Raw genomic sequence first — 21,077 nt, 5'->3', positions numbered from 1 at the left:
GTATAATTATAATAAACTTGATAACAATTATTAGTTGCTATAGCAACAAAAGGCTAAAATATGATAGAATTTTTTAAAAATTCCTCTCTATTTACTGGAATTGATGAAAATGAGATCAAAAAAATCCTAAATTGCATAGAGTATAGAATTTTTACTTTTGATAAAAATATCTATTTGTATGATCTAAGCCAAGGCTTTAAGGCACTGCTTCTAAAAGATGGCGTTGTTGATATCATCTCTTTGGAAAAAAGGGAGATAATTGACGATAGGCTTATGGCTGGGGATAGTTTGGTCTATGACTTTGGCAAAAGTGATAAGCGGTTTTTAAGGACAAAGAGAAAATCTACTTTGATCTCTATGGATATTGGGACAATTTTTGATGAAAATAAAAGAAACTGCCAACACAAAACTATCTTTATGCAAAACCTAATAAAAGATCTAAATAAATTTATGAGTCATCTCTCATTTAAGCTAAATATCTACTCGAAAACACATCTTAGAGAGAGGATTTTACTCTTTTTAAACAGCGAAAGGGAGAAAACTGGTTCAAATTTGATAAAACCCATTTTCAATCAAGAAGACCTAGCAAAATACCTATCTTGCAATAGATCTGCACTTTCAAGAGAGTTTTATCTCATGGAAAAAGAGGGTATTATAAAGATAAAAAATAGAGAAATTTGGCTTAATGAGAGTTAAATTTCAAAGCTATTCATTTCTTAAAGTTTGCAAAACATCGATTTTTGTAGCTTTTTTAGCTGGATAATATGATGAAACAACCACTATGAAAATAGCTCCAACTACTATCATAAAAAGATCTAAACTTGATAATTCAAGTGGTAATTTTGAGCTTCCATAGACATCTGCTGGTAAATTTACTATATCAAAGCTTCCAAGCAGCCAAATACCAAGCAAGCCTAAGATAAGACCAAAGATAATCCCTCCACCACCAATCACCATTCCAAGTCCAAAAAATGTATTTTTAATCTCTTTTTTCGTTGTGCCAAGGCTTAATAAAAGTGCAATTTCTTGACGGCGGTTCATAACTGTCATTAAAAGTGAACTTACGATATTTAAGCTGGCAACTAAAATAATAAGCATTAAGACTATAAATAAAGCTCTTTTTTCTAAGGCTAAAGCTGAAAAAAAGTTTCCATTTTGCTCCCACCATCCAACTATATGCATAGTATCTGGAAGAACTTCTTTAATACGATCTTTATCTTTAAACGGCTCTTTTGAATATATGTGAATTCCATCAAACCCGCCATTTTGATCTCCTAAAATTTTAGCTAAATCATAAATATCAGAATATAGATAAGCTTTATCATAGGCAATAAGTCCAGAAGTAAAATCAGCCCTAACTTCAAAGCGTTTCATCTTTGGTATCATACTAAATCCACCTGGATCTGTTTTTGTGAAAATAATAGTTGTTTTATCACCATTTTTTAGATAAAACTCATCTTTTAATCCACTTCCTATCATAATACCAAAGCCACTTAAATTTGCATCTTTAATACCATCTTTTACAACAGAGTTTATCTCTTTTTCATCATCTATATTAACGCCAAATATCATTGCGCCTTCTAGTTTATTATCAGATTTTACGATAACTTGCGATGAAATATAAGGGCTAAATTTAATATCTGGAAAAGCCTTTTTTAAATTATTTACATCGTTATTTGTAATGCCACCTTTAAAATGACTAAATATAGTTAATGGATAATTCATGGTAAAGAGTTTTCTCTCAAACTCTTTATCAAAACCATTCATTATGGCCATGGCGACTATTAAAACCATTAGTCCAACTCCAACACCTAAAAAAGCTAAAATAGCGCAAAGCGTAATAAATGGCTGACTTTTGTCAAATCTAAGATATTTAAAAATAAGATATTTTACCACTTAAAGAGCCCTATTTTGCAAACTCACCTTTTTTAGGACCACTTTTTCCACAACAATCTTTATATTTTTTACCACTTCCGCAAGGGCAAGGCTCATTTCTCCTTGGTTTTTTAGGAACTCTTATTGGAGTATTTGGCAAAGGTTGATCATTGGCATTTTCAGCTTCTTTGTTTGTTTTCATAGCTCTTTGAAGCTCAGCCATAGCTCTTTGTTGAGCTAGTTCTCTTGCTCTTTCTTCTGCTTCAATTTCTTCTTTTGTTTTAAATCTAATGCCTTGCAAAGCTCTTATGCTATCGGTTTTTAGTCTTAAAACAAGCTCTAAGAAAAGATTGTAACTTTCTTTTTTATATTCGGTTAATGGATCTTTTTGATTATATCCACGAAGTCCAATTCCTGTTTTTAAAATATCCATTTGATAAAGATGCTCTCTCCAATCTCTATCTACAACTTGAAGATAAATTTGTTTTTCAATTGCCTTTTTTTGCTCATCATCTATAACTTTCATTCTCTCATCATACGCATCTTTTAATTTTTTAACAATATAATCTTTTGCCTCGTTTACGCTTGAAAATTCTTTTAATTCTTCACTAGTAAAGTTTTCACCAATTTCATTTCTTAAAGTAGCTATTAAAGGCTCGTAGTTTATATCATCTTTATCCATTCCATCAAAAATTTCAGCATTTTCAAAGAGATAATCAACATATTCAACTCTATTTGAGTTAATTTTTTCACTTAAATCATAATTTGGATCTAAAAGCTCATTTCTATAAACATAAATCGTTTTTCTTTGCTCATTTGCCACATCATCATATTCAAGAACATATTTTCTACTTTCAAAATGAAGATTTTCAACCTTTTTTTGTGCGTTTTCAACAGCTCTTGTAACCATTCTACTTTCTATGCTTTCACCCTCTTTTATACCAAGGCGTTCCATTATATTTTTTATCTTATCACTTCCAAAAATTCTTAGTAAATTATCTTCTAAACTTAAGAAAAATCTACTCTCGCCTGGATCTCCTTGTCTTCCTGCTCTACCACGAAGCTGATTATCAATTCTTCTACTTTCGTGTCTTTCAGTTCCTATTATATATAATCCTCCAAGAGCTTTTACTTCATCATTTATTTTGATATCAACACCACGACCTGCCATATTTGTAGCAACTGTTACAGCTCCTTTTGCACCAGCGTCTGCTATAATTTCAGCTTCTTTTTCGTGATTTTTTGCATTTAATACTGAATGAGGAATTTTTGCGTTTTGTAAAAGTTTATGTAAAACTTCACTTTTTTCAATTGAAGCAGTTCCTACTAAAACAGGCTGACCTTTTGCATTTGCCCTTTTTATCTCTTCAATAACTGCATTAAATTTTTCTCTTTCACTTTTATATATAAGATCGTTTTGATCTATTCTAATAACTGGAACATTTGTTGGGATTGATATAACATCAAGTCCATAAATTTGACTAAATTCGGTTGCTTCTGTTTGAGCAGTTCCTGTCATACCTGCGATTTTTTCATAAAGTCTAAAATAGTTTTGAAAAGTAATATCTGCTAAAGTTTGGCTTTCTTCTTGGATTTTAACACCCTCTTTTGCCTCTAAAGCCTGGTGAAGCCCCTCGCTAAAACGCCTTCCCTCACTTAATCTTCCTGTAAATTCATCAACAATAACAACTTGGTTATCTCTAACCACATAATGAACATCTTTTTCAAAAAGATAATTTGCTTTTAAAGCTTGGTCTAAATAATGGCTCAAAACCGCATTTTCAAGACTATATAAGTTGTCAACCCCAAAAAGCTTTTCAGCTTTTGAAATTCCTTCTTCTGTTGGTAAAATAGTTCTATTTTTCTCATCAACTATAAAATCTCCTGTTGGTTTGTCTTGTGGAGTTTGGGCTGGTTTTCCTTTGGTTAGTTTTAAAGCAACTTCGTTTGCTTTTATGTATCCATCAAGAGTTTTATTTGTAGGACCTGAAATAATTAAAGGTGTTCTTGCCTCATCTATTAAAATACTATCAACTTCATCCACAATTACAAAATTATGTTCTCTTTGGACTTTATCTTCAAATCTAAATTTCATATTATCTCTAAGATAGTCAAATCCAAACTCATTATTCGTTCCATAGGTTATATCGCAGTCATAAGCAGCTTTTCTTTTTTCATCATCATACTCACCACTTACTATAACTCCTACGCTAAAACCTAAAAACTCGTATAAAACTCCCATATCTCTGGCATCTCTTTTTGCCAAATAGTCATTTACAGTTACTACATGAACGCCTTTTTTTGTCATTGCATTTAAAACTACTGGTAAAGTTGCAACTAAAGTCTTTCCCTCACCTGTCTTCATCTCAGCAATATTTCCATCATGAAGAACCATTCCACCAATTAACTGCACATCAAAATGACGCATATTTAAAACTCTTTTGCTTGCTTCTCTTGTAATTGCAAATGTATCGTTTAAAACTTCATCTAAACTTTTTCCATTTGCAACTTCATCTTTTAAAGCATTAAAGCTTGCTTTTAACTCATCGTCACTTAATTTTTCATATTTTTCTTCAAGAGCGTTTATCTCTTTTGCTCTTTTTGCATAAGTTTTAACTATACGATCATTTTTTGTTCCAAAAATTTTACTAAATATATTTTTTGACATTTATAAACCTTACAAATAATTTAACTTTACATTTTAACATATATTAATTTAAACTAGCTAGAATTTTTAAAAATTTAAGGACAAAATATGAAAAAAATCTATTTTTTAACAGCATTTTTGCTTTTTTTAACAAATTTTGCTTTTGCAAACCCATTGGAATTTAAAACTTTACAAAGTGATTTTATACAAACTATACAAAATAATGAAAATAAAATTGAATATAGTGGAAATTTTATTTCAACAACAAACAACGCTTTATGGTCTTACAAAACTCCAAATTTAAAAGATATATATTTTAATTACGAAAAAGTTGTTATTATAGAGCCTGATTTAGAGCAAGCAATAGTTACAAATTTAAAAGATGTCCCAAATTTAATGAATATTATAAAAGATGCCAATAAAATAGATAGTAATGTATATGAGGCAAAATTTGATGGAGTTAAGTACAGATTAAATTTTAAAAATGATCTTTTAGATGAAATTTCTTACACTGATAAACTTGATAATCATATAAAAATAAAATTTAAAAATCTTAAAAAAGATGAATTTGTCGATGAAAATTTACTTACACCTATAATTCCTGCAAATTTTGATCTTATAACTAAATAATATTAATAAAACTTTAAAAGAAATTATTATATTATATTTTATATTAAAAATATTATAAAAAGGATAGTTATGGAAAATATAATAAGATTTAGTGTGTCATTACCTGAAAATTTACTTAATAGTCTTGATGAAAAAATAAATTCTCAAGGATATGCTTCAAGAAGTGAATTTGTAAGAGACCTAATAAGAGAAAAAATTGTAAAAGATTCTTGGGAAGATAAAAATATAGATGATGAAAATGCTGAACTAATAGCAGTTTTAGCAATAATTTATGATCATCATCAAACCGATTTAGTAACAAAAAAAATATCAATAGAACATGATGCAAATGTCAATATAATATGCACAAACCACATACACTTAGATCATAGCAACTGTTTAGAAACTTCTGTTTTAAGAGGAAATATAAAAAAAATAGAGGATTTTAAAAACAAAATTTCAGGTCTAAAAGGTGTCAAATTTACAAATTTAATAAAAGCTGGTGTTCCTCAAAGCTAACAATAAACAAAGTAATAATATAAGAATTAAAATATTAATTGAGCTAAATCAATTGCAAAATAACATTTTTTTGATAAAATACTAGAATCATAATTAATCAATGCAAGGAGGATTAATCAATGAATAGAAGAGATTTTATCAAAAGTGCTGCAGCAGCCTCGGCCTGTTCTGCTATTGGCATAAGTGTTCCATCTTCTTTATCAGCTAAATCAAACGAAGCTGAAAAATCATGGAGATGGGATAAGGCAGTTTGTCGGTTTTGTGGAACTGGATGCGGGATTATGGTAGCTACAAAAGATGGAAAAATAGTAGCTGTAAAAGGCGATCCTAAAGCTCCAGTAAATAGAGGCTTAAACTGCATAAAAGGTTATTTTAACGCTAAAATTATGTATGGCGAAGACCGCTTGACAAAACCACTTTTAAGAATGAATGAAAAAGGTGAGTTTGATAAAAAAGGTAAATTTGCCCCTGTTAGCTGGCAAAGAGCCTTTGATGAGATGGAAAAGCAGTTTAAAAAAACATATAATGAGCTTGGACCTACAGGAATTGGTGTTTTTGGGAGTGGTCAATACACAATCCAAGAAGGCTATGTCGCTTCAAAACTTATAAAAGGTGGATTTAGAAGTAATAACCTCGATCCAAACGCAAGACACTGTATGGCAAGTGCGGTTGTTGGCTTTATGCAGACTTTTGGAATTGATGAACCATCAGGCTGTTTTGATGATATCGAGCTAACTGATACTATTGTTTGCTGGGGTGCAAATATGGCTGAAATGCACCCAATTTTGTGGGCAAGAGTAAGCGATAGAAAATTAAGCGATCCAGAAAATGTCAGAGTTGTAAATTTAAGCACCTATTCAACTAGAACTTCAAATTTGGCAGATATTGAGATTATTTTTAGACCATCAACTGATCTTGCTATTTGGAACTACATCGCAAGAGAGCTTGTTTATAATCATCCTGATTTAATAGATATGGATTTTGTTAAAAATCACTGCACATTTGCAACAGGACCTGTAGATATTGGTTATGGCTTAAGAGAAGATATAAACCATCCAAAATACAAAAAAAGTGAGCTTGATACCGCTGCAAAACAAAAAAGCAAGATTGTAAGCGACTTTGAAGCAGAGAGTTTAAAATATCTTGGATATAAATCAGGCGATATTTTAGAGATGAAAAATACAAAATCAGCTGGAAAACACTGGGCGATAAGTTTTGAAGATTTTAAAAAAGCGCTTGCTCCATATACTCTTGAATATACTGCAAAAATTGCAAAAGGCGATGAAAATGAAGATACCCAGGAGTTTAAAGCAAAACTTAAGGCACTAGCTGATTTATATATAGAAAAACAGAGAAAAGTTGTTAGCTTTTGGACTATGGGATTTAACCAACACACAAGAGGAACTTGGGTAAATGAACAAAGCTATATGGTGCACTTTCTGCTCGGAAAGCAAGCAAAACCTGGAAATGGGGCATTTTCTTTAACAGGTCAGCCAAGTGCGTGCGGAACAGCAAGAGAGGTTGGAACATTTTGTCATAGACTTCCTGCTGATATGGTTGTTGCAAATCCAAAACACAGAGCTATTACTGAAAAAATTTGGAAACTACCAAATGGCACTATTAATCCAAAAAATGGCTCACATTTTGTAAAAATTATGAGAGATTTAGAAGATGGCAAAATTAAATTTGCTTGGGTGCAGGTAAATAACCCTTGGCAAAATACCGCAAATGCAAACCATTGGATAAAAGCAGCAAGAGAGATGGATAATTTTATCGTAGTAAGTGAAGTTTATCCTGGAATTTCAGCAAAAGTAGCAGATCTAATACTTCCAACAGCAATGATTTATGAAAAATGGGGTTCTTATGGCAATGCTGAAAGAAGAACTCAACATTGGCGCCAGCAAGTTATTCCAGTAGGCGATGCTATGAGTGATACTTGGCAAATGCTTGAGTTTTCAAAACGATTTACCTTAAAAGATGTTTGGGGTGAAAAAAAGATAGATGAAAAACTCACTCTTCCAAATGTTTTAGAAGAGGCTAAAAAAATGGGCTACAAAGAAAGTGATACGCTATTTGATGTGCTTTTTGCAAATGATGAGTGGAAAAAATTTAGCAAAGATGACAAAATCATGGGCAAGTTTGACAACTCAGAAGTAAATGGCGATAGCAGAAATGTAGTTGGAAGCGATGGAAAAGAGTTTAAAGGATATGGCTTTTTTGTTCAAAAAGCAATTTGGGAAGAGTACCGCAAATTTGGACTAGGTCATGGACATGATTTGGCTGATTTTGATACATATCACAAAGTTAGGGGCTTGAGATGGCCAGTTGTTGATGGCAAAGAAACTCAATGGAGATTTAATACACTTTATGATCCTTATGCTAAAAAAGAAGCACCACAAAGTGATTTTGCATTTTATGGAAACAAAGGTGCAAAACTAAGTGCTGGAGATTTAGCAAAGGCAAAAGATGATGAAAAGGTTGATATAAACAACAAAGGTAAAATTTTCTTCCGCCCTTATATGGATCCACCTGAGATTCCAAATAAAGAGTATCCATTTTGGTTATGCACTGGAAGAGTTTTAGAGCATTGGCATAGCGGAACGATGACAATGAGAGTTCCTGAGCTTTACAAAGCAGTTCCTGAAGCAATGTGCTATATGAGCGAGTTAGATGCTGGAAAGCTAAATTTGATGCAAAATGACGTAGTTTGGATAGAAAGTAGGCGTGGAAAAGTTAAGGCAAGAGTTGATTTAAGAGGACGAAACAAACCGCCTGTTGGACTAGTCTATGTTCCTTGGTTTGATGAAAATGTCTTTATAAATAAAGTTTGTCTTGATGCGACCTGCCCTTTATCAAACGAAACTGATTATAAAAAATGTGCAGTAAAGATTTATAAGGCGTAGATTTATGACAAGAAGAGAGGTGTTAAAAATAGCTTGTCTGTTTAGTGCTGGCGGGATTTTATGGAGCATTCCTAAAAACACAGAAGCTAAATTTTTCTTAAGACCACCTGGTGCAAAAGATGAAAAAAGCTTTGTGGCAAGTTGCATAAAGTGCGGACTTTGCGTGGAAGCCTGTCCATACGACACACTTAAACTTAGCACTATTTTTGACAACACCTCTATTTCAACGCCCTATTTTATACCAAGAAAAATTCCATGTTATATGTGTGAAGATATCCCTTGTGCTGCTATTTGCCCAACATCTGCACTTGATATAAAGTCTTTGCAAAAAGATGGTTTGCTAGATGTAAATTTGATGAGATCTGGTGTTGCGGTTGTGGATATGAAAAGTTGTGTTGCCTACTTTGGAATTCAATGCGATGCCTGTTATAGAGCCTGTCCGCTTATAGATAGGGCTTTATATCTAGAATACAAAAGAAATGATAGAACGGCAAAACATGCATTTTTACTTCCAGTTGTTGATGGCGATATTTGCACGGGATGTGGGATGTGCGAGAAAGTTTGTATTACTAAAAAAGCTGCTATTAGCGTAGTTAGAAGAGAGTTTGTGCTTGGCAAGATGAATGATAACTATGTAATTGGCTGGGAAAAAAATGGCGATAAAAAGCTAAAAGATGCCAACACAAAGATAAAGCTTGATAAAACAAAAGCGCTTGATTATCTAAATAACGAGGAGTTTTAATGAAAATAAACAATCTTAGAAGAGTTGTTCAATTTTTGGTTTTAGCTCTTTTTATGCTTGGAAATTTAGAAATTTTAAATATTTTAAAGGGAAATTTAAGTAGCTCTATTTTATTTGGTAAAATTTCACTAAGTGACCCATTTGCAGTGCTTCAAATTTACCTAGCAACTTTCAATGTTTCATTTGTTGCAATAAGTGGCGCTTTAATCGTTGCTTTATTTTATAGTTTGATAGCTCCAAGGCTCTTTTGTTCGTGGGTTTGCCCTGTTAATCTCATAACAGATTTTGCCTACTTTATAAGAAAAAAACTTAAAATTAGAGGCGGTTATCTGAGCTTAAATGCAAATTTTAGATACTATTTTTTAGCTTTGAGTTTGATAGCTAGTTTTGTTTTGGGCGTGCCAGCTTTTGAAAATATAAGTTTTGTAGGGGTTATTCAAAGGGGATTAATTTATCTAAATTTCACCTTTTTAAATGTTGCTTTTTTGCTTTTTGTTTTTGATCTTTTTGTAGCAAAAAGAGGAGTTTGCTCTAAAATTTGCCCACTTGGTGCATTTTACGCACTACTTTCAAAACTCTCACTAATAAGAGTAAAACATAGTTTTAAAAACTGCACAAAATGCATGGACTGCATTAAGGTTTGCCCAGAAGATGGCATTTTAAAAGATATTTCAAAAAAAGATTTTTTTATTAGTAGTAGCTGTATAAGCTGCGGTCGTTGCGTAGATGTTTGCGCCCACGATGCATTAAATTTCGGTATTATAAAAAAGGATAAAAAATGAGAAAAATTATACTATTTTTCATCTGTGTTGTCTTTGCTTTTAGCCAACAAGATGGCCTAAGAAAGGCTGGTTTAACGAGCGAAGAGAATTTAGTTTTGCAAGATTTTGCCTACAGCAGTGATGCGCCTGGAACTTCAACTAGATTTGATAGATCTTTTGAAAACTCACCACCACTTATACCACATGATCTAGATGGACTTTTGCCAATTACACTAGAGCTTAATATGTGCACAACCTGCCATATGCCTGAGTTTGCAAAAGATATTGGCTCAACTGCCATACCAAAATCTCATCTTGTGGATTTAAGAACTGGCAAGGATTTGCACGGAGAACTTGATATGACTAGATACAACTGCGTTCAATGTCACGTGCCACAATCAAATGCAAAAACTGTGGTAAATAATAAATTTGAAGCAGTTTTTAGAGACAAAGTTTTAAAACATGGCTCAAACCTACTTGATGTGCTAAATCAAGGCGTTGAGTAAAAGGACAAAAAGGTGCTAAAAAGATTTCAAAAGACTATTTATCCGCCCTATTTTAGCGGTAAATTTGAATGTTTGGAATGCGAGGCACCTTGTGTTACTTCATGTGATAAAAATCTAATTAAGCTTAAAGAGAATTTTGTCTATTTTGAGCCAAATGAGTTTGGATGTGATTTTTGTAAAAAATGTGCAATTGCTTGTCAAGAAAATCAAAAAAACACTCTAAATTTAGACTTTAGCGCCAAAATAAATGCAGTTGCAAAGATAGAGATAACATCTTGCCTTGCTTGGAATGATACGATGTGCTATAACTGCTATGAAGTTTGCAAATTTAGAGCAATTGAGTATTTTGGAGTCTTTAAGCCAACTATCAATGAAAACTGCGTTGGATGTGGCGAGTGCGTAGGTGCTTGCTTTAATGAAGCACTTAGTTTAAAAGGAGTTGCTTTTTGAGAGTTTTTATAACTATTTTACTTTTATTTAACTTTATTTTTGCAGCAGAGTTTTTAGGTGAGATTAAAACTAACTATCCTGTTACAAATTTGCTTTTAAAAAATAAAAATTTATACATCTCAACCGATAGTGGCGAAGTTTTGGTCTATGATGTGGAGCAAAATAAGACTATAAAAACCATAAATTTGCCTCAAATTTCATCATATTTTGAGACAAAATCGCCAAAAGTCTTTAGCACAGATGCGCTTAATGATAAGATTTTGATTTTAAGTGAGGATGATTATTATAAAAGAGCGATATTTATCTATGAAAATGGAGCTCTAAACAAAATAAAATTAGACAATGAAAGTGTTAAAAAGGCTCTTTTTATAAATGAAAATTTGATAGTTTATGCAAGTTTGAGTAGTGAGATCTCATTTTTTGACCTAAACAAAAAAGAGGTGATTTTTGAGTATAAATTTTCTACTTCATCACTTGGCGATATTGAAATTTTAGATGATATTTTGATAGTTGGGTGCGAAAGTGGTGAAATTTACAAATTTTTACTAGGTGAAAATAGAGTTTTGGATACTATTTTGGCTCATAAAGATAATATCTACGATCTTTACATAAATGGCAAAGATGAGTTTATAAGCGGTTCGGCTGATAAAAATGCTGTTTTTTATAAAGATGGAAATTTAAAAAGCTTTCAAGCTAAATTTTTAGTCTATGCTGTTGGAATGAGTGATAGATATCTAGCTTTTATGAGTGATGAAAATAGCGATATATCGGTATTTGATAAGAGTTTTAAAAAAGTTGATTTTATAAAAACAGATCAAAGCACACTAAATGCAATTATCATCTATAAAGATCTTATTTTTTCATCAGCTTATGAAAAAAATATTAAAATTTGGAGGATAGAGTGAATATTTCAAGTTTAGTTGTAAATTTAATAGATAAAAATGGTCTGAATTTAGCCATAGAAAATCTAAATAAAATCAAAAATTGTGAAGTCATAGCTCATCAAAACAGCCAAATCGTTGTTGTTTTGGAGTGTGAAAGCTTTGATGAACAGATAAAAACATTTAAAAAAATTGAGAGTTTAGAAAATGTAAAAGAGGCTTGCGTGGTCTATAGCTACGAAGATAGCAATCTTTCTTTAAAACAAGATTTTATTGATGAAGTCCTAAACAAGGAGCTAAAAGCTGGAGCGATAAAATACAACGGGAATGTCAAAGTATAATCACTCATATTTTAAAAAGTCGGTTTTTTCATAAAACTCATCAACATCTTTATGGCTTTTGATAACTCTGTTTAAATATGAGTTGAAATTCTCGCTTTTTTTATAAACTATCTTTAAATTGTTAGGCTCAATTGCTCTTGAAAGTGCAACATAGAGCTGTCCTTCGGCAAAAATATGCGTTAAATCGCAAGTTAGCCGCTCAATGCTCATACCTTGAGATTTGTGGATAGTTATGGCATAAGCAAGGCGAAGTGGAAACTGAGAAAAACTGGCTATGACGCTATATTTAAGCTCATCATCTTCATTTACATACTTGCCAAAATCATAGCTATTTGGCTTTACTTCGACTAATTCACCGCTGTTTTTTTCTACTAAGATCCCTGAAATTTCATCGTCATCTAAAAAAACGTCTTTTATAACGCCCTGCTCGCCGTTGTAAAACTCACTATCATCGATGATATTTTTATATTTATTGATAGTAAAAATCACCTTTGCGCCGATTTTAAACTCAAAAGTAGTCGCAACATTTAGGTTATTTAGCCACGTATCAATCCTATCTTTATGAACTAAGTTATCATTTATGATAGTTTTGCCGCTATGTTTTAGAAGTGGGGAACAAAGCTTTTCAAGCATGAAAGCATTTAATTCGTTTGCCTCTTTGTTTCTTCCAAAAAGCACCGTTTCATCGCTATTTGGAGCAAATTTGGCCGCCAAAAAGCTATATAGATATCTAGCATCTTCAACGCCAATCTTTCCAACTCTTATCTTTGATAAAACATTAAAAAATTCTAAATTTTTAGTTCTTTTTGGCTTAATTAATTCTATATTTTTAAATTTCATCATCTCCCACGCATAAGAGCCAAAGGCATAGACACTTTTTTGAAAAAGATCTAAGTTTTGCTCTTTTATGATTGGAGGTAGCTGATAAAAGTCACCAACTACTAAAACTCTGCCTTTGTAGGCCAAATTTACAAGCCTTAAGTAGATCATCTCGAACAAATCAGCCGAAACCATCGAAATCTCATCAATGATAATAAGCTCTGTTTTATCTAAAATATTTTTTAAGTTTTTAAGCTTTTCTTTGGCTTTTGAGCCTTTGTCATACTGGCTTAACTCATTTTTGTTTTTGCAAATCCCAAATCCAAAAAATGAATGAAGTGTAAGACCGCCGATATTTACAGCGCTAATCCCAGTACTTCCCAAAGAGACAACACCTAAACTCTCATCCCTATAGTGCTTTATTATTTTAGAAACTGTATAGCTTTTGCCAACACCAGCACCGCCTGTCAAAAAAATATTGTCAGTTTTTAAAAAATTTATTAACTCATCTATCATTTTTTTATCTTTTTAATCATATCATCAACTATCTCTTTACAACCATTTTCTTTGGTTAATTCTTTTAAATTTAAACTTGTTTTTTCTAAATCATAATTAAAAATTTCAGTTAAAATTTCTTCTTTTAAAACTCTATCTTGTCTAATTATTTTTGTATTATTACCTAGAAATTTAGCGTTATAAAACTGATGATCATTTGCAGCATAGGGAAAAGGTATAAAAATAGCTGGTAGATTATTAGCACAAAGTTCCCACAAAGAGCTTGCCCCACTTCGGCTAATACAAAGATCTGCTTTATTCATCAAATTTGGCATATCGTTACTAAAATCAACTACCAAAGCATCAATTTTATTTTCATCATAAAAAGCTTTTATTTTATCAAATTCTTTTTTTCCGCATTGGTGAATAATTTTTATATTTTTACTATGCAAATCATTGGCTAAATTTAAAGCCAAACTATTTATAAAACTTGCTCCTTGTGAGCCACCCATAAATAAAATTGTTTTTAAATTTTTTCTAATTCTAGACGCTTTAAAAAACTCTAAATTTATAGGATAATTAAAATTTGGTTTTTCATAAGATGAATAAAAAGCTTTTGAAAAAGGTTTTAAAAGTTTGTTTAGCTTTCCTGTAAAGGCATTTTGCTCATGGATAAAAAGAGGAATTTTAAATAAAACTGCCCAAAAAGAAGCCGGTGCAGCACTATATCCACCTACACTAAATACGGCTTTTATATTTTTATTTTTTAAAATTTTTCTAACTTCAAAAATTTGAGTTATTATATTAAATAAAGAAAATATTTTTTTAAAACCTTTTTTATTTACAACTCCACTACTTTTTAGAAAATATTTTTCATGAAAAATATCACTATTTTCAAACCAGCTTTTATCTTGACCATTGCTTGAGCCTATAAAAATAGTTTTAACACCACGGTTTTTTAACTCACAAGCTATTACTTTAGCAATTATTAAATGCCCGCCAGTTCCACCACCTGTTACAACTATGCACATTTTTAGCCTTTAATTTTTACTTCTTTTTGATATCATTAAAATACATCCAATGGCTACTGAACTTCCTAAAAGTTGACTTCCACCATAACTTAAAAATGGAACCGCAATGCCTTTTACAGGTGTTATTGATGTAATACCGTATGAGTTTATCATAAATGAAAATAAAAACATAAATCCTATACCTGAGGAAAACAGATAATAAACCTGGTTTGATGTATTAGAAGCTGTTTGAAAAATCCTAAGTAAAAGCGCATAAAAAAGAATAACTATGATTAAAATTCCAAAAAAACCAACCTCTTCTGAAATTCCTGCTAAAACAAAATCAGTATGAACCTCGCTTAAAAATCCTAATTTAAAGGTTCCAAGCCCAATTCCTTCGCCAAAAAATCCACCATTATTTATAGCATTTAATGAGTGAGAAATTTGATACGGGGTTTGAGCATCATCTATATATAATTTATTTCCCATTTCTGATGGTAAAAATGATATTACAACATCTTGTATTCCACTCCACCAAGAGTGAATTCTGCTAATTCTGTGCTGGCTTGAAGTAATTAGTAAAAAACCAGCCAAAGCAAAAAAACTTAATATTAATCCTATTATTTTTCTACTAACGCCAGCTAAAACTATCATTGCAAATAAAACAGAAGCTAATACTACAACTTGTCCAAAATCGTTTTGAATAGAGCCAATTATTAAAATAACTATACCAAAAACAACTACATAAGGAAATAAAATGCCAATTTCTTTCAAAAAAGGCTTTTTAACCCCATCAATTTTTCTAGTAAAGCTCCAAGCTAAAAAATAGATAAATCCTATCTTAAAAAGCTCAACAGGAGCAAAAGAAAAACCAGGTAGTTTTATCCATCTAGCCGCTCCATTTACCTCTCTAACTAACGATGAGGGCATAAAAGGCATAGCAAGCATTAAACAAAACATAGCTAAAAAAAATATATAAATGCAAACAAAGGTTAAAATTTTTTCAGGATTAAGCTTAGATAAAGTCCACATTAAAAAAATACTTATAATTCCTATGCTAAGCTGTCTGATAAAAAAATGTGTATTATCATAATCATATAGTAAAACGCTAAAAACACCAAGAGAGAGTGAAAATATAATGCCTACTGCAATTAAAAAAGATGCTATAAAAAATAAAAATTTATCAGATTTCAAAATCTCACCTTATAATATCTCTTTGACCCTTGGCATTAATTTCACTTAAAACTCCCATGGCTTCGAGTTGCTCAATAATAGTCGCTGCTCTGTTATAGCCTATTTTAAGCCTTCTTTGAAGATAGCTAATAGAAGTTTTTTCATCTGTTAAAATTATCTCTTTTGCTTCTTCATAAAGTTCATCAAGCTCAATATCATCAATTTTTTGTTTGTTTTCTTCACTGCTAGTTTCTTCTAAAAACTTATCATCATAAATAGCTGGACCTTGGGATTTCAAAAACTCTACTACTTTTAAAATTTCTTCTTCAGTTGCAAAAGGTGCATGAAGTCTAATAAGTCCAGTGTTTGATGGAGGGGTAAAAAGCATATCTCCTCGCCCTAATAAACTATCAGCCCCCATTTGATCTAAAATGACTTTACTATCTATTTTTTGCCCTACTCTAAAGCTAATTCTTGAAGGAAGATTTGCTTTAATTAAACCTGTTACAACATTTACACTTGGGCGCTGTGTTGCAACTATTAGATGAATTCCACTTGCTCTTGCCATTTGAGCTAAACGAGCAATGTAAAACTCAACATCTTTGCCACTTGTCATCATTAAATCTGCAAGCTCATCTATTATGACAACTATATAAGGCAAAGTTTCAAAATTATTTTTAATGGCTTTTTGATTATAGCTTTCTATATTTTTAGTGCTAGTTTGTGCCATAATTTTATATCGTCTTTCCATTTCACTTACTAAATTTGATAAAGCAATTAAAGCTTTTTTTGAATCTGTTATAACAGGAGTTAAAAGATGCGGTATGTCATTATAGATGCTAAATTCAAGCATTTTAGGATCTATCATAATCAATCTTAAAGTTTTTGGTGAGTTTTTATAAAGCAAACTTAAAAGCATTGAGTTTATACCAACACTTTTTCCACTTCCAGTAGTTCCTGCAATTAGTAAATGAGGAAGTTTTTTAAGATCTGTTATAAAAGGCTGTCCAACTATATCTTTGCCAAGTGCAATGGTAAGAGGACTTGAGGCTTTTTTGAAAATTTCACTTTGTAAAATTTCTTTTAAATAAATAGTTTCAATATTTTTATTTGGAATTTCAATACCAACTACATCTTTTCCTGGAATTGGGGCTTGAATCCTTATGGTTTTTGCCTTTAAGGCCATTGCCAAATCATCTTCTAAATTTAAAATTTTACTAACTTTTACATTTGCAGCTGGTCTAAACTCAAAGGTTGTAACAACTGGACCTGAGTAAGTCCTAACAACATCACCATCTATTTTAAATCTTCTAAGCTTATCAAGAAGATCATAAATTTTTTGATCGATTTCTTCCTCATCTATATTTTTTGATATCTTTGGAGGATCGTTTAAAAAATCTAAACTTGGGAGTTTAAAATCAACTACTTTAATACTTTCACCTTTGTCTAATTGATCTAATAGTTTTTTATTTTCAGCAACTTCTTTTAAATGCTCAACTTTGTTTAAATTTTTAGGTTTTTTTGAAAAATTTTTATTTTCACTTGAAATTTCTGGCTCTAAGATAGTGGTTTTTAAATTTATGGGCTCTAAATTTAAAGTCTTTCCTTTTTCATTTGTTTGTTCTGTTTTATTTAAGATTGAATTTTCTTTTGTTGTTTTGCTATCTTCTTTTTCTAAAGTTAAATCTATTTCTTGATTGTCTTTTTCTAAAATTTCATTTTCTTTTGGCCTGTCTATATCATCTAGAATTTCATCATTTTCTTGTTTTGAGTTTATCATAATTTCTAGATGTTTTTTTGGTGTTATGAATGATTTTTTAATAATAGTTGTTATTTTTTCTTCAAATATTAAAACAAGCGATAAAACAAACATCATTACTATAAAAACCCACATTCCAGCACTTCCAATCATATCTTTTAAAGATATAACTATTGCCTGTCCAATAAGTCCTTTATTTGTAGAAAAAATAGTCGCTTGAGCTATTAAAATAGTAAAAAATAGCAAACTTAATCCACTAATTAACTCAACTAATCTTGCGGTAAAATTTTTAATGTTTTTAAAAGAAAAATAAATAAGAATAATTAATATAATAGGATAAATATAAGCAAAATATCCAAAAATATAGATATTATACTTTCCTAAAAATGCTCCTAAACTACCTACCATGTGAGAATTTAAAGAAATAGTTGAAATTTCCAAAAAAACAGATAAAGCTGCCAGAATAATAAAAATAATCTCTCTTAAAATAGCAAAATCCTTTTAAAAAAATAAGATACTATTTTAACAAAATAATCTTTTAAAATGGTTGAATTTGGGTAAAATTTACCCAAATTATTTTAGTTTTTAACAGCGCTTCCCAAATCCCACATAGGCATAAATATACCAAGAGCAAGAAGCAATACCATACAAGCCATAAAAAATAGTAAAAGTGGTTCTATATAGCTTGAAATATTATCTATAATATCGTTAAATTTCATTTTATAATAATCAGCGACATTTTTAAGCATAGTATCCAAACTACCGCTTTGTTCACCCGCGCTAATCATCTGTATAAGCATGCTTTCAAAAATTTCAGTGTTTCTAAAAGCATCAGTTAAGCTTACACCTTGCTGAACTGCAACTTTAACAGTTCCAAGTTTTACTTTTAAAGTTTGGTTATCAACCATTTTATTTGCTGTATCAAGTGAGTCAGCTATTGGAATACCAGCTCTTACAAGTTCTGTAAAAATAAGAGTAAATCTTGACATTGTTGAGAAAAATATGATTTTTCCAAACAGATAAACTTTTAAAATATACTTATCCCAACCTTTTTTAAACTCGTCATTGTTTCTAAGCATATATCTTATGCCAAATATTGTAGCTATCAATCCACCTAAAACATACAAGCCATAATTGCTTAAAACACTTTCAATAGAAAAAAGAATTCTTGTAGGAAGTGGAAGTTTTGCACCTAACTCATCAAAAATTTCTTTAAATTTAGGCACAACAAAAAGCATTAAAACAACAAATGCAACAGCTAATGCTATTAAAATAGTGATAGGATAACGCATAGCTTTTTTAAACTTTTGTCTATTATCCCATAATTCTTGCATCATTTCTGATAATTTTGTCAATGCTTCAGCCATATTACCAGTGCTTTCACCAAGGCTTACCATAGCTATAAAAACATCACCAAGCTCGTGTTTAAATTTATTAGATGCTTCAGTTAAGCTAAGACCTGAGTTTAAATCATCACTCATAGAAGTAAAAATTTCTTTTAATCTTTGATCTTCTGTTGAATTTGCAACTTCCTTAATACTATCGTGAATTGAAATTCCAGCTGTTGTCATAACTGCAAGTTGTCTAACAGAAGCAACCATAAGTGGAATTTTTATCTTACCACCAACCCCTAAAAGCCTAGTAATATTTGCGGCTAAGTCATTTAAGCCAATATTAGCAGGAGCATTTTTTGTCTCTCCAACTTTTAGAATAGTTCCACTTCTTTGTCTTTTTGCTATGTTTTGAGCTGATGCTTTATTATCAGCCTTAACAAACATTTTTTGTCTCTTACCATCTTTCACATATTCAACTTCAAAATTTTTCATTACTCTTTAGCCACCCTATAAACTTCTTCTACACTTGTAACGCCCCTTGCCGCCCTTAAAATAGCGTCGTGGAACATATCAATAAAGCCTTCATCATAGGCAACTTTACTCATTTCTTCTTTTGTAGCACCTGATGCTATTAAACTTTGTAATTTTTCACTAATAGTCAGAACCTCACTTATCATTTCTCTTCCAACATATCCACTACCTGCACACTCTTCGCATCCAGTTGCCTTATAAAAAGAATAGTTTTCTGGTAAATATTTTTCTATTTTATCTAACATACTCTTTGGCAAAGTAACAGGTTGTTTGCATTTAGGACAAAGTTTTCTAATAAGTCTTTGAGCCTCAATTGCTGTAATTGCACCACTTATTAAATATGGCTCAATACCCATATCAACCATTCTTGGTATTGAACTAACAGCATCATTTGTATGAAGTGTTGAAAATACCAAGTGACCAGTTAAGGCTGACTGAATAGCAATCCTAAGAGTTTCTTGATCTCTAATCTCACCTATCATTATAACATCAGGGTCTTGTCTTAAAATAGATCTAAGTGCACTAGCAAATGTAAGACCTGCTTTTTCATTAACATGAACTTGTTGAATCATATTTAGCTGATACTCAACCGGATCTTCAACTGTAATAATTTTAGTCGTAACATTCTTCATATCATTAAGTGCAGCATACAAAGTAGTTGTTTTACCACTACCTGTAGGACCAGTAACCAAAATAATGCCATAAGGTGCATGCATTGCAGCATTAAATTTCTTCAAATTTTCAGGATGCATACCAAGCTTATCAAGACTTATTAAAACTTTAGATTTATCCAAAATTCTCATAACTGTAGATTCACCATTTACAATAGGTAAAGTTGAGATACGAAAATCATATTCTTTCTCACCAACAGTTAAAGAAAACCTACCATCTTGAGGTTTTCTTTTCTCTGCTATATCCATATTAGATAAAAGTTTCAACCTTGAAACAAGTGGAGGATAAATATCTCTATCAAATATAAAAATTTCATTAAGCATGCCATCAATTCTAGTTCTTACTATACAGTTTGTCTCAGTTGGCTCGATATGAATATCACTACCTTTTAGCTTGATTGATTGTTTTACAATAGTTTCTATTAGATTTAAAATACCAGAGCTATTACTACTATCTACAGCTTCTTCACCAACACTACTAAGCTCTTTTCTAATATCAGCAACAATACCCTTAATGCTTTCAGCAAGCTCAACTTTTGATAGGTATCTATCTATTTGTTCTGGATCGCTTATAACTACCTTTAAAAGCTTTCTATTAAAAAGTGCTTGAACCCTATCTTGAGCATTTATATCAAATGGCTCTTTTAAAGCTACATAAATATTTAAATCATCTTCTTTTATAGGTAAAGCCTTAAACCTTTTAAGCTGGTTTAATGAAACTCTTTCAGAAATTCTATAGTCTATATCGATTTCATTTAAATTAATATAAACCATATTAAATTTTTTGGCAAAATTTTCTAAAAAAGTTTGTTTATTAATAAAAAACTTTTCTTCAATTTCCTCAAGAGTTATTTTGTCTTTTCTATAAATATCAGCAAGAAGAAAAGATAAGTCAGTATCACTTACATAATTATCACCTATTAAAACCTCACCTAATGTAAGGCCTATGTCCATTTTTTCAGCGATTTCTTCTCTTGCATCTGGGGATATAATTTGCTGCTGAATTAATACATTTATAATATGATTTTCAAGTTGTTCTGCTGTGCTCATA

General features: G+C 31.1%; 18 protein-coding genes. 10 read left to right on the top strand and 8 right to left on the bottom strand.

What is annotated here, in order from left to right; genetic code table 11:
- Positions 1–60: 60 nt before the first annotated feature.
- Complete coding sequence (locus HMPREF9309_RS05675; protein ID WP_016646964.1) at positions 61–696, top strand: Crp/Fnr family transcriptional regulator; 636 nt, start codon at positions 61–63, stop codon at positions 694–696.
- Positions 697–705: 9 nt separating this feature from the next.
- Here HMPREF9309_RS05675 and HMPREF9309_RS05670 read toward each other — a convergent pair whose 3' ends face one another.
- Entirely contained in the window at positions 706–1,896 is a 1,191-nt protein-coding gene (locus HMPREF9309_RS05670) for an ABC transporter permease (protein ID WP_016646963.1), read from the bottom strand.
- Positions 1,897–1,906: 10 nt separating this feature from the next.
- A complete protein-coding gene (gene secA, locus HMPREF9309_RS05665; protein WP_016646962.1) occupies positions 1,907–4,543 on the bottom strand; it encodes a preprotein translocase subunit SecA in 2,637 nt (878 codons plus the stop codon).
- Positions 4,544–4,630: 87 nt separating this feature from the next.
- On the opposite strand from secA, the gene lolA reads away from it, so the two are divergent.
- From lolA to HMPREF9309_RS05620, 9 genes are all read left to right on the top strand, one after another.
- Positions 4,631–5,152 (top strand): LolA-like outer membrane lipoprotein chaperone, encoded by a 522-nt coding sequence (gene lolA / locus HMPREF9309_RS05660; RefSeq protein ID WP_016646961.1) that lies wholly within the window; start codon positions 4,631–4,633, stop codon positions 5,150–5,152.
- A gap of 69 nt (positions 5,153–5,221) precedes the next feature.
- Positions 5,222–5,650, top strand: a complete 429-nt coding sequence (gene nikR, locus HMPREF9309_RS05655; RefSeq protein WP_016646960.1) for a nickel-responsive transcriptional regulator NikR — start codon at positions 5,222–5,224, stop codon at positions 5,648–5,650.
- Positions 5,651–5,769: 119 nt separating this feature from the next.
- The gene (gene napA, locus HMPREF9309_RS05650) at positions 5,770–8,553 is read left to right on the top strand and encodes a nitrate reductase catalytic subunit NapA (protein WP_016646959.1); all 2,784 of its coding nucleotides are present in this window, start codon (positions 5,770–5,772) and stop codon (positions 8,551–8,553) included.
- A 4-nt stretch (positions 8,554–8,557) separates the two neighbouring features.
- Positions 8,558–9,295, top strand: a complete 738-nt coding sequence (gene napG, locus HMPREF9309_RS05645; RefSeq protein WP_016646958.1) for a ferredoxin-type protein NapG — start codon at positions 8,558–8,560, stop codon at positions 9,293–9,295.
- Positions 9,295–10,077, top strand: a complete 783-nt coding sequence (gene napH, locus HMPREF9309_RS05640) for a quinol dehydrogenase ferredoxin subunit NapH (RefSeq protein WP_016646957.1) — start codon at positions 9,295–9,297, stop codon at positions 10,075–10,077. The genes napG and napH overlap by 1 nt, the downstream gene beginning before the upstream one ends.
- Positions 10,074–10,562, top strand: a complete 489-nt coding sequence (locus tag HMPREF9309_RS05635) for a nitrate reductase cytochrome c-type subunit (RefSeq protein WP_016646956.1) — start codon at positions 10,074–10,076, stop codon at positions 10,560–10,562. The genes napH and HMPREF9309_RS05635 overlap by 4 nt, the downstream gene beginning before the upstream one ends.
- 12 nt (positions 10,563–10,574) lie before the next feature.
- Positions 10,575–11,012 (top strand): 4Fe-4S binding protein, encoded by a 438-nt coding sequence (locus HMPREF9309_RS05630; RefSeq protein WP_016646955.1) that lies wholly within the window; start codon positions 10,575–10,577, stop codon positions 11,010–11,012.
- Complete coding sequence (locus HMPREF9309_RS05625; protein ID WP_016646954.1) at positions 11,009–11,917, top strand: WD40 repeat domain-containing protein; 909 nt, start codon at positions 11,009–11,011, stop codon at positions 11,915–11,917. The genes HMPREF9309_RS05630 and HMPREF9309_RS05625 overlap by 4 nt, the downstream gene beginning before the upstream one ends.
- Positions 11,914–12,234, top strand: a complete 321-nt coding sequence (locus tag HMPREF9309_RS05620; protein ID WP_016646953.1) for a chaperone NapD — start codon at positions 11,914–11,916, stop codon at positions 12,232–12,234. The genes HMPREF9309_RS05625 and HMPREF9309_RS05620 overlap by 4 nt, the downstream gene beginning before the upstream one ends.
- Here the strand turns inward: HMPREF9309_RS05620 and HMPREF9309_RS05615 are convergent, their stop codons facing one another.
- From HMPREF9309_RS05615 to HMPREF9309_RS05590, 6 genes are all read right to left on the bottom strand, one after another.
- Positions 12,235–13,569: an ATP-dependent DNA helicase gene (locus HMPREF9309_RS05615; protein ID WP_016646952.1), complete on the bottom strand. Its 1,335-nt coding sequence runs from the start codon at positions 13,567–13,569 to the stop codon at positions 12,235–12,237.
- On the bottom strand, positions 13,566–14,579 hold the full coding sequence (murG, locus tag HMPREF9309_RS05610) for an undecaprenyldiphospho-muramoylpentapeptide beta-N-acetylglucosaminyltransferase (RefSeq protein ID WP_016646951.1): 1,014 nt from the start codon (positions 14,577–14,579) through the stop codon (positions 13,566–13,568). Before murG ends, HMPREF9309_RS05615 begins: the two co-directional genes overlap by 4 nt.
- Positions 14,580–14,588: 9 nt before the next feature.
- Positions 14,589–15,752, bottom strand: a complete 1,164-nt coding sequence (locus HMPREF9309_RS05605; protein ID WP_016646950.1) for an FtsW/RodA/SpoVE family cell cycle protein — start codon at positions 15,750–15,752, stop codon at positions 14,589–14,591.
- Between the two features lie 4 nt (positions 15,753–15,756).
- On the bottom strand, positions 15,757–17,898 hold the full coding sequence (locus HMPREF9309_RS05600; RefSeq protein ID WP_016646949.1) for an FtsK/SpoIIIE family DNA translocase: 2,142 nt from the start codon (positions 17,896–17,898) through the stop codon (positions 15,757–15,759).
- A gap of 170 nt (positions 17,899–18,068) precedes the next feature.
- Complete coding sequence (locus HMPREF9309_RS05595; protein ID WP_016646948.1) at positions 18,069–19,316, bottom strand: type II secretion system F family protein; 1,248 nt, start codon at positions 19,314–19,316, stop codon at positions 18,069–18,071.
- Positions 19,316–21,076: a GspE/PulE family protein gene (locus tag HMPREF9309_RS05590; protein WP_016646947.1), complete on the bottom strand. Its 1,761-nt coding sequence runs from the start codon at positions 21,074–21,076 to the stop codon at positions 19,316–19,318. The genes HMPREF9309_RS05595 and HMPREF9309_RS05590 overlap by 1 nt, the downstream gene beginning before the upstream one ends.
- Between the last annotated feature and the right edge of the window lies 1 nt (position 21,077).

This window comes from Campylobacter ureolyticus ACS-301-V-Sch3b (assembly GCF_000413435.1).
GTDB lineage: Bacteria > Campylobacterota > Campylobacteria > Campylobacterales > Campylobacteraceae > Campylobacter_B > Campylobacter_B ureolyticus_A.
This window is presented reverse-complemented; position numbering and strand designations above follow the sequence as displayed.

What these genes read in the sequence shown, in the direction of transcription:
- HMPREF9309_RS05615 (WP_016646952.1), bottom strand. Translation starts at nt 13,569, where the DNA reads ATGATAGATGAGTTAATAAATTTTTTAAAAACTGACAATATTTTTTTG.
- secA (WP_016646962.1), bottom strand. Translation starts at nt 4,543, where the DNA reads ATGTCAAAAAATATATTTAGTAAAATTTTTGGAACAAAAAATGATCGT.
- HMPREF9309_RS05590 (WP_016646947.1), bottom strand. Translation starts at nt 21,076, where the DNA reads ATGAGCACAGCAGAACAACTTGAAAATCATATTATAAATGTATTAATT.
- HMPREF9309_RS05675 (WP_016646964.1), top strand. Translation starts at nt 61, where the DNA reads ATGATAGAATTTTTTAAAAATTCCTCTCTATTTACTGGAATTGATGAA.
- napH (WP_016646957.1), top strand. Translation starts at nt 9,295, where the DNA reads ATGAAAATAAACAATCTTAGAAGAGTTGTTCAATTTTTGGTTTTAGCT.
- HMPREF9309_RS05635 (WP_016646956.1), top strand. Translation starts at nt 10,074, where the DNA reads ATGAGAAAAATTATACTATTTTTCATCTGTGTTGTCTTTGCTTTTAGC.
- napG (WP_016646958.1), top strand. Translation starts at nt 8,558, where the DNA reads ATGACAAGAAGAGAGGTGTTAAAAATAGCTTGTCTGTTTAGTGCTGGC.
- HMPREF9309_RS05595 (WP_016646948.1), bottom strand. Translation starts at nt 19,316, where the DNA reads ATGAAAAATTTTGAAGTTGAATATGTGAAAGATGGTAAGAGACAAAAA.
- HMPREF9309_RS05600 (WP_016646949.1), bottom strand. Translation starts at nt 17,898, where the DNA reads ATGGTAGGTAGTTTAGGAGCATTTTTAGGAAAGTATAATATCTATATT.
- napA (WP_016646959.1), top strand. Translation starts at nt 5,770, where the DNA reads ATGAATAGAAGAGATTTTATCAAAAGTGCTGCAGCAGCCTCGGCCTGT.
- nikR (WP_016646960.1), top strand. Translation starts at nt 5,222, where the DNA reads ATGGAAAATATAATAAGATTTAGTGTGTCATTACCTGAAAATTTACTT.
- murG (WP_016646951.1), bottom strand. Translation starts at nt 14,579, where the DNA reads ATGTGCATAGTTGTAACAGGTGGTGGAACTGGCGGGCATTTAATAATT.
- lolA (WP_016646961.1), top strand. Translation starts at nt 4,631, where the DNA reads ATGAAAAAAATCTATTTTTTAACAGCATTTTTGCTTTTTTTAACAAAT.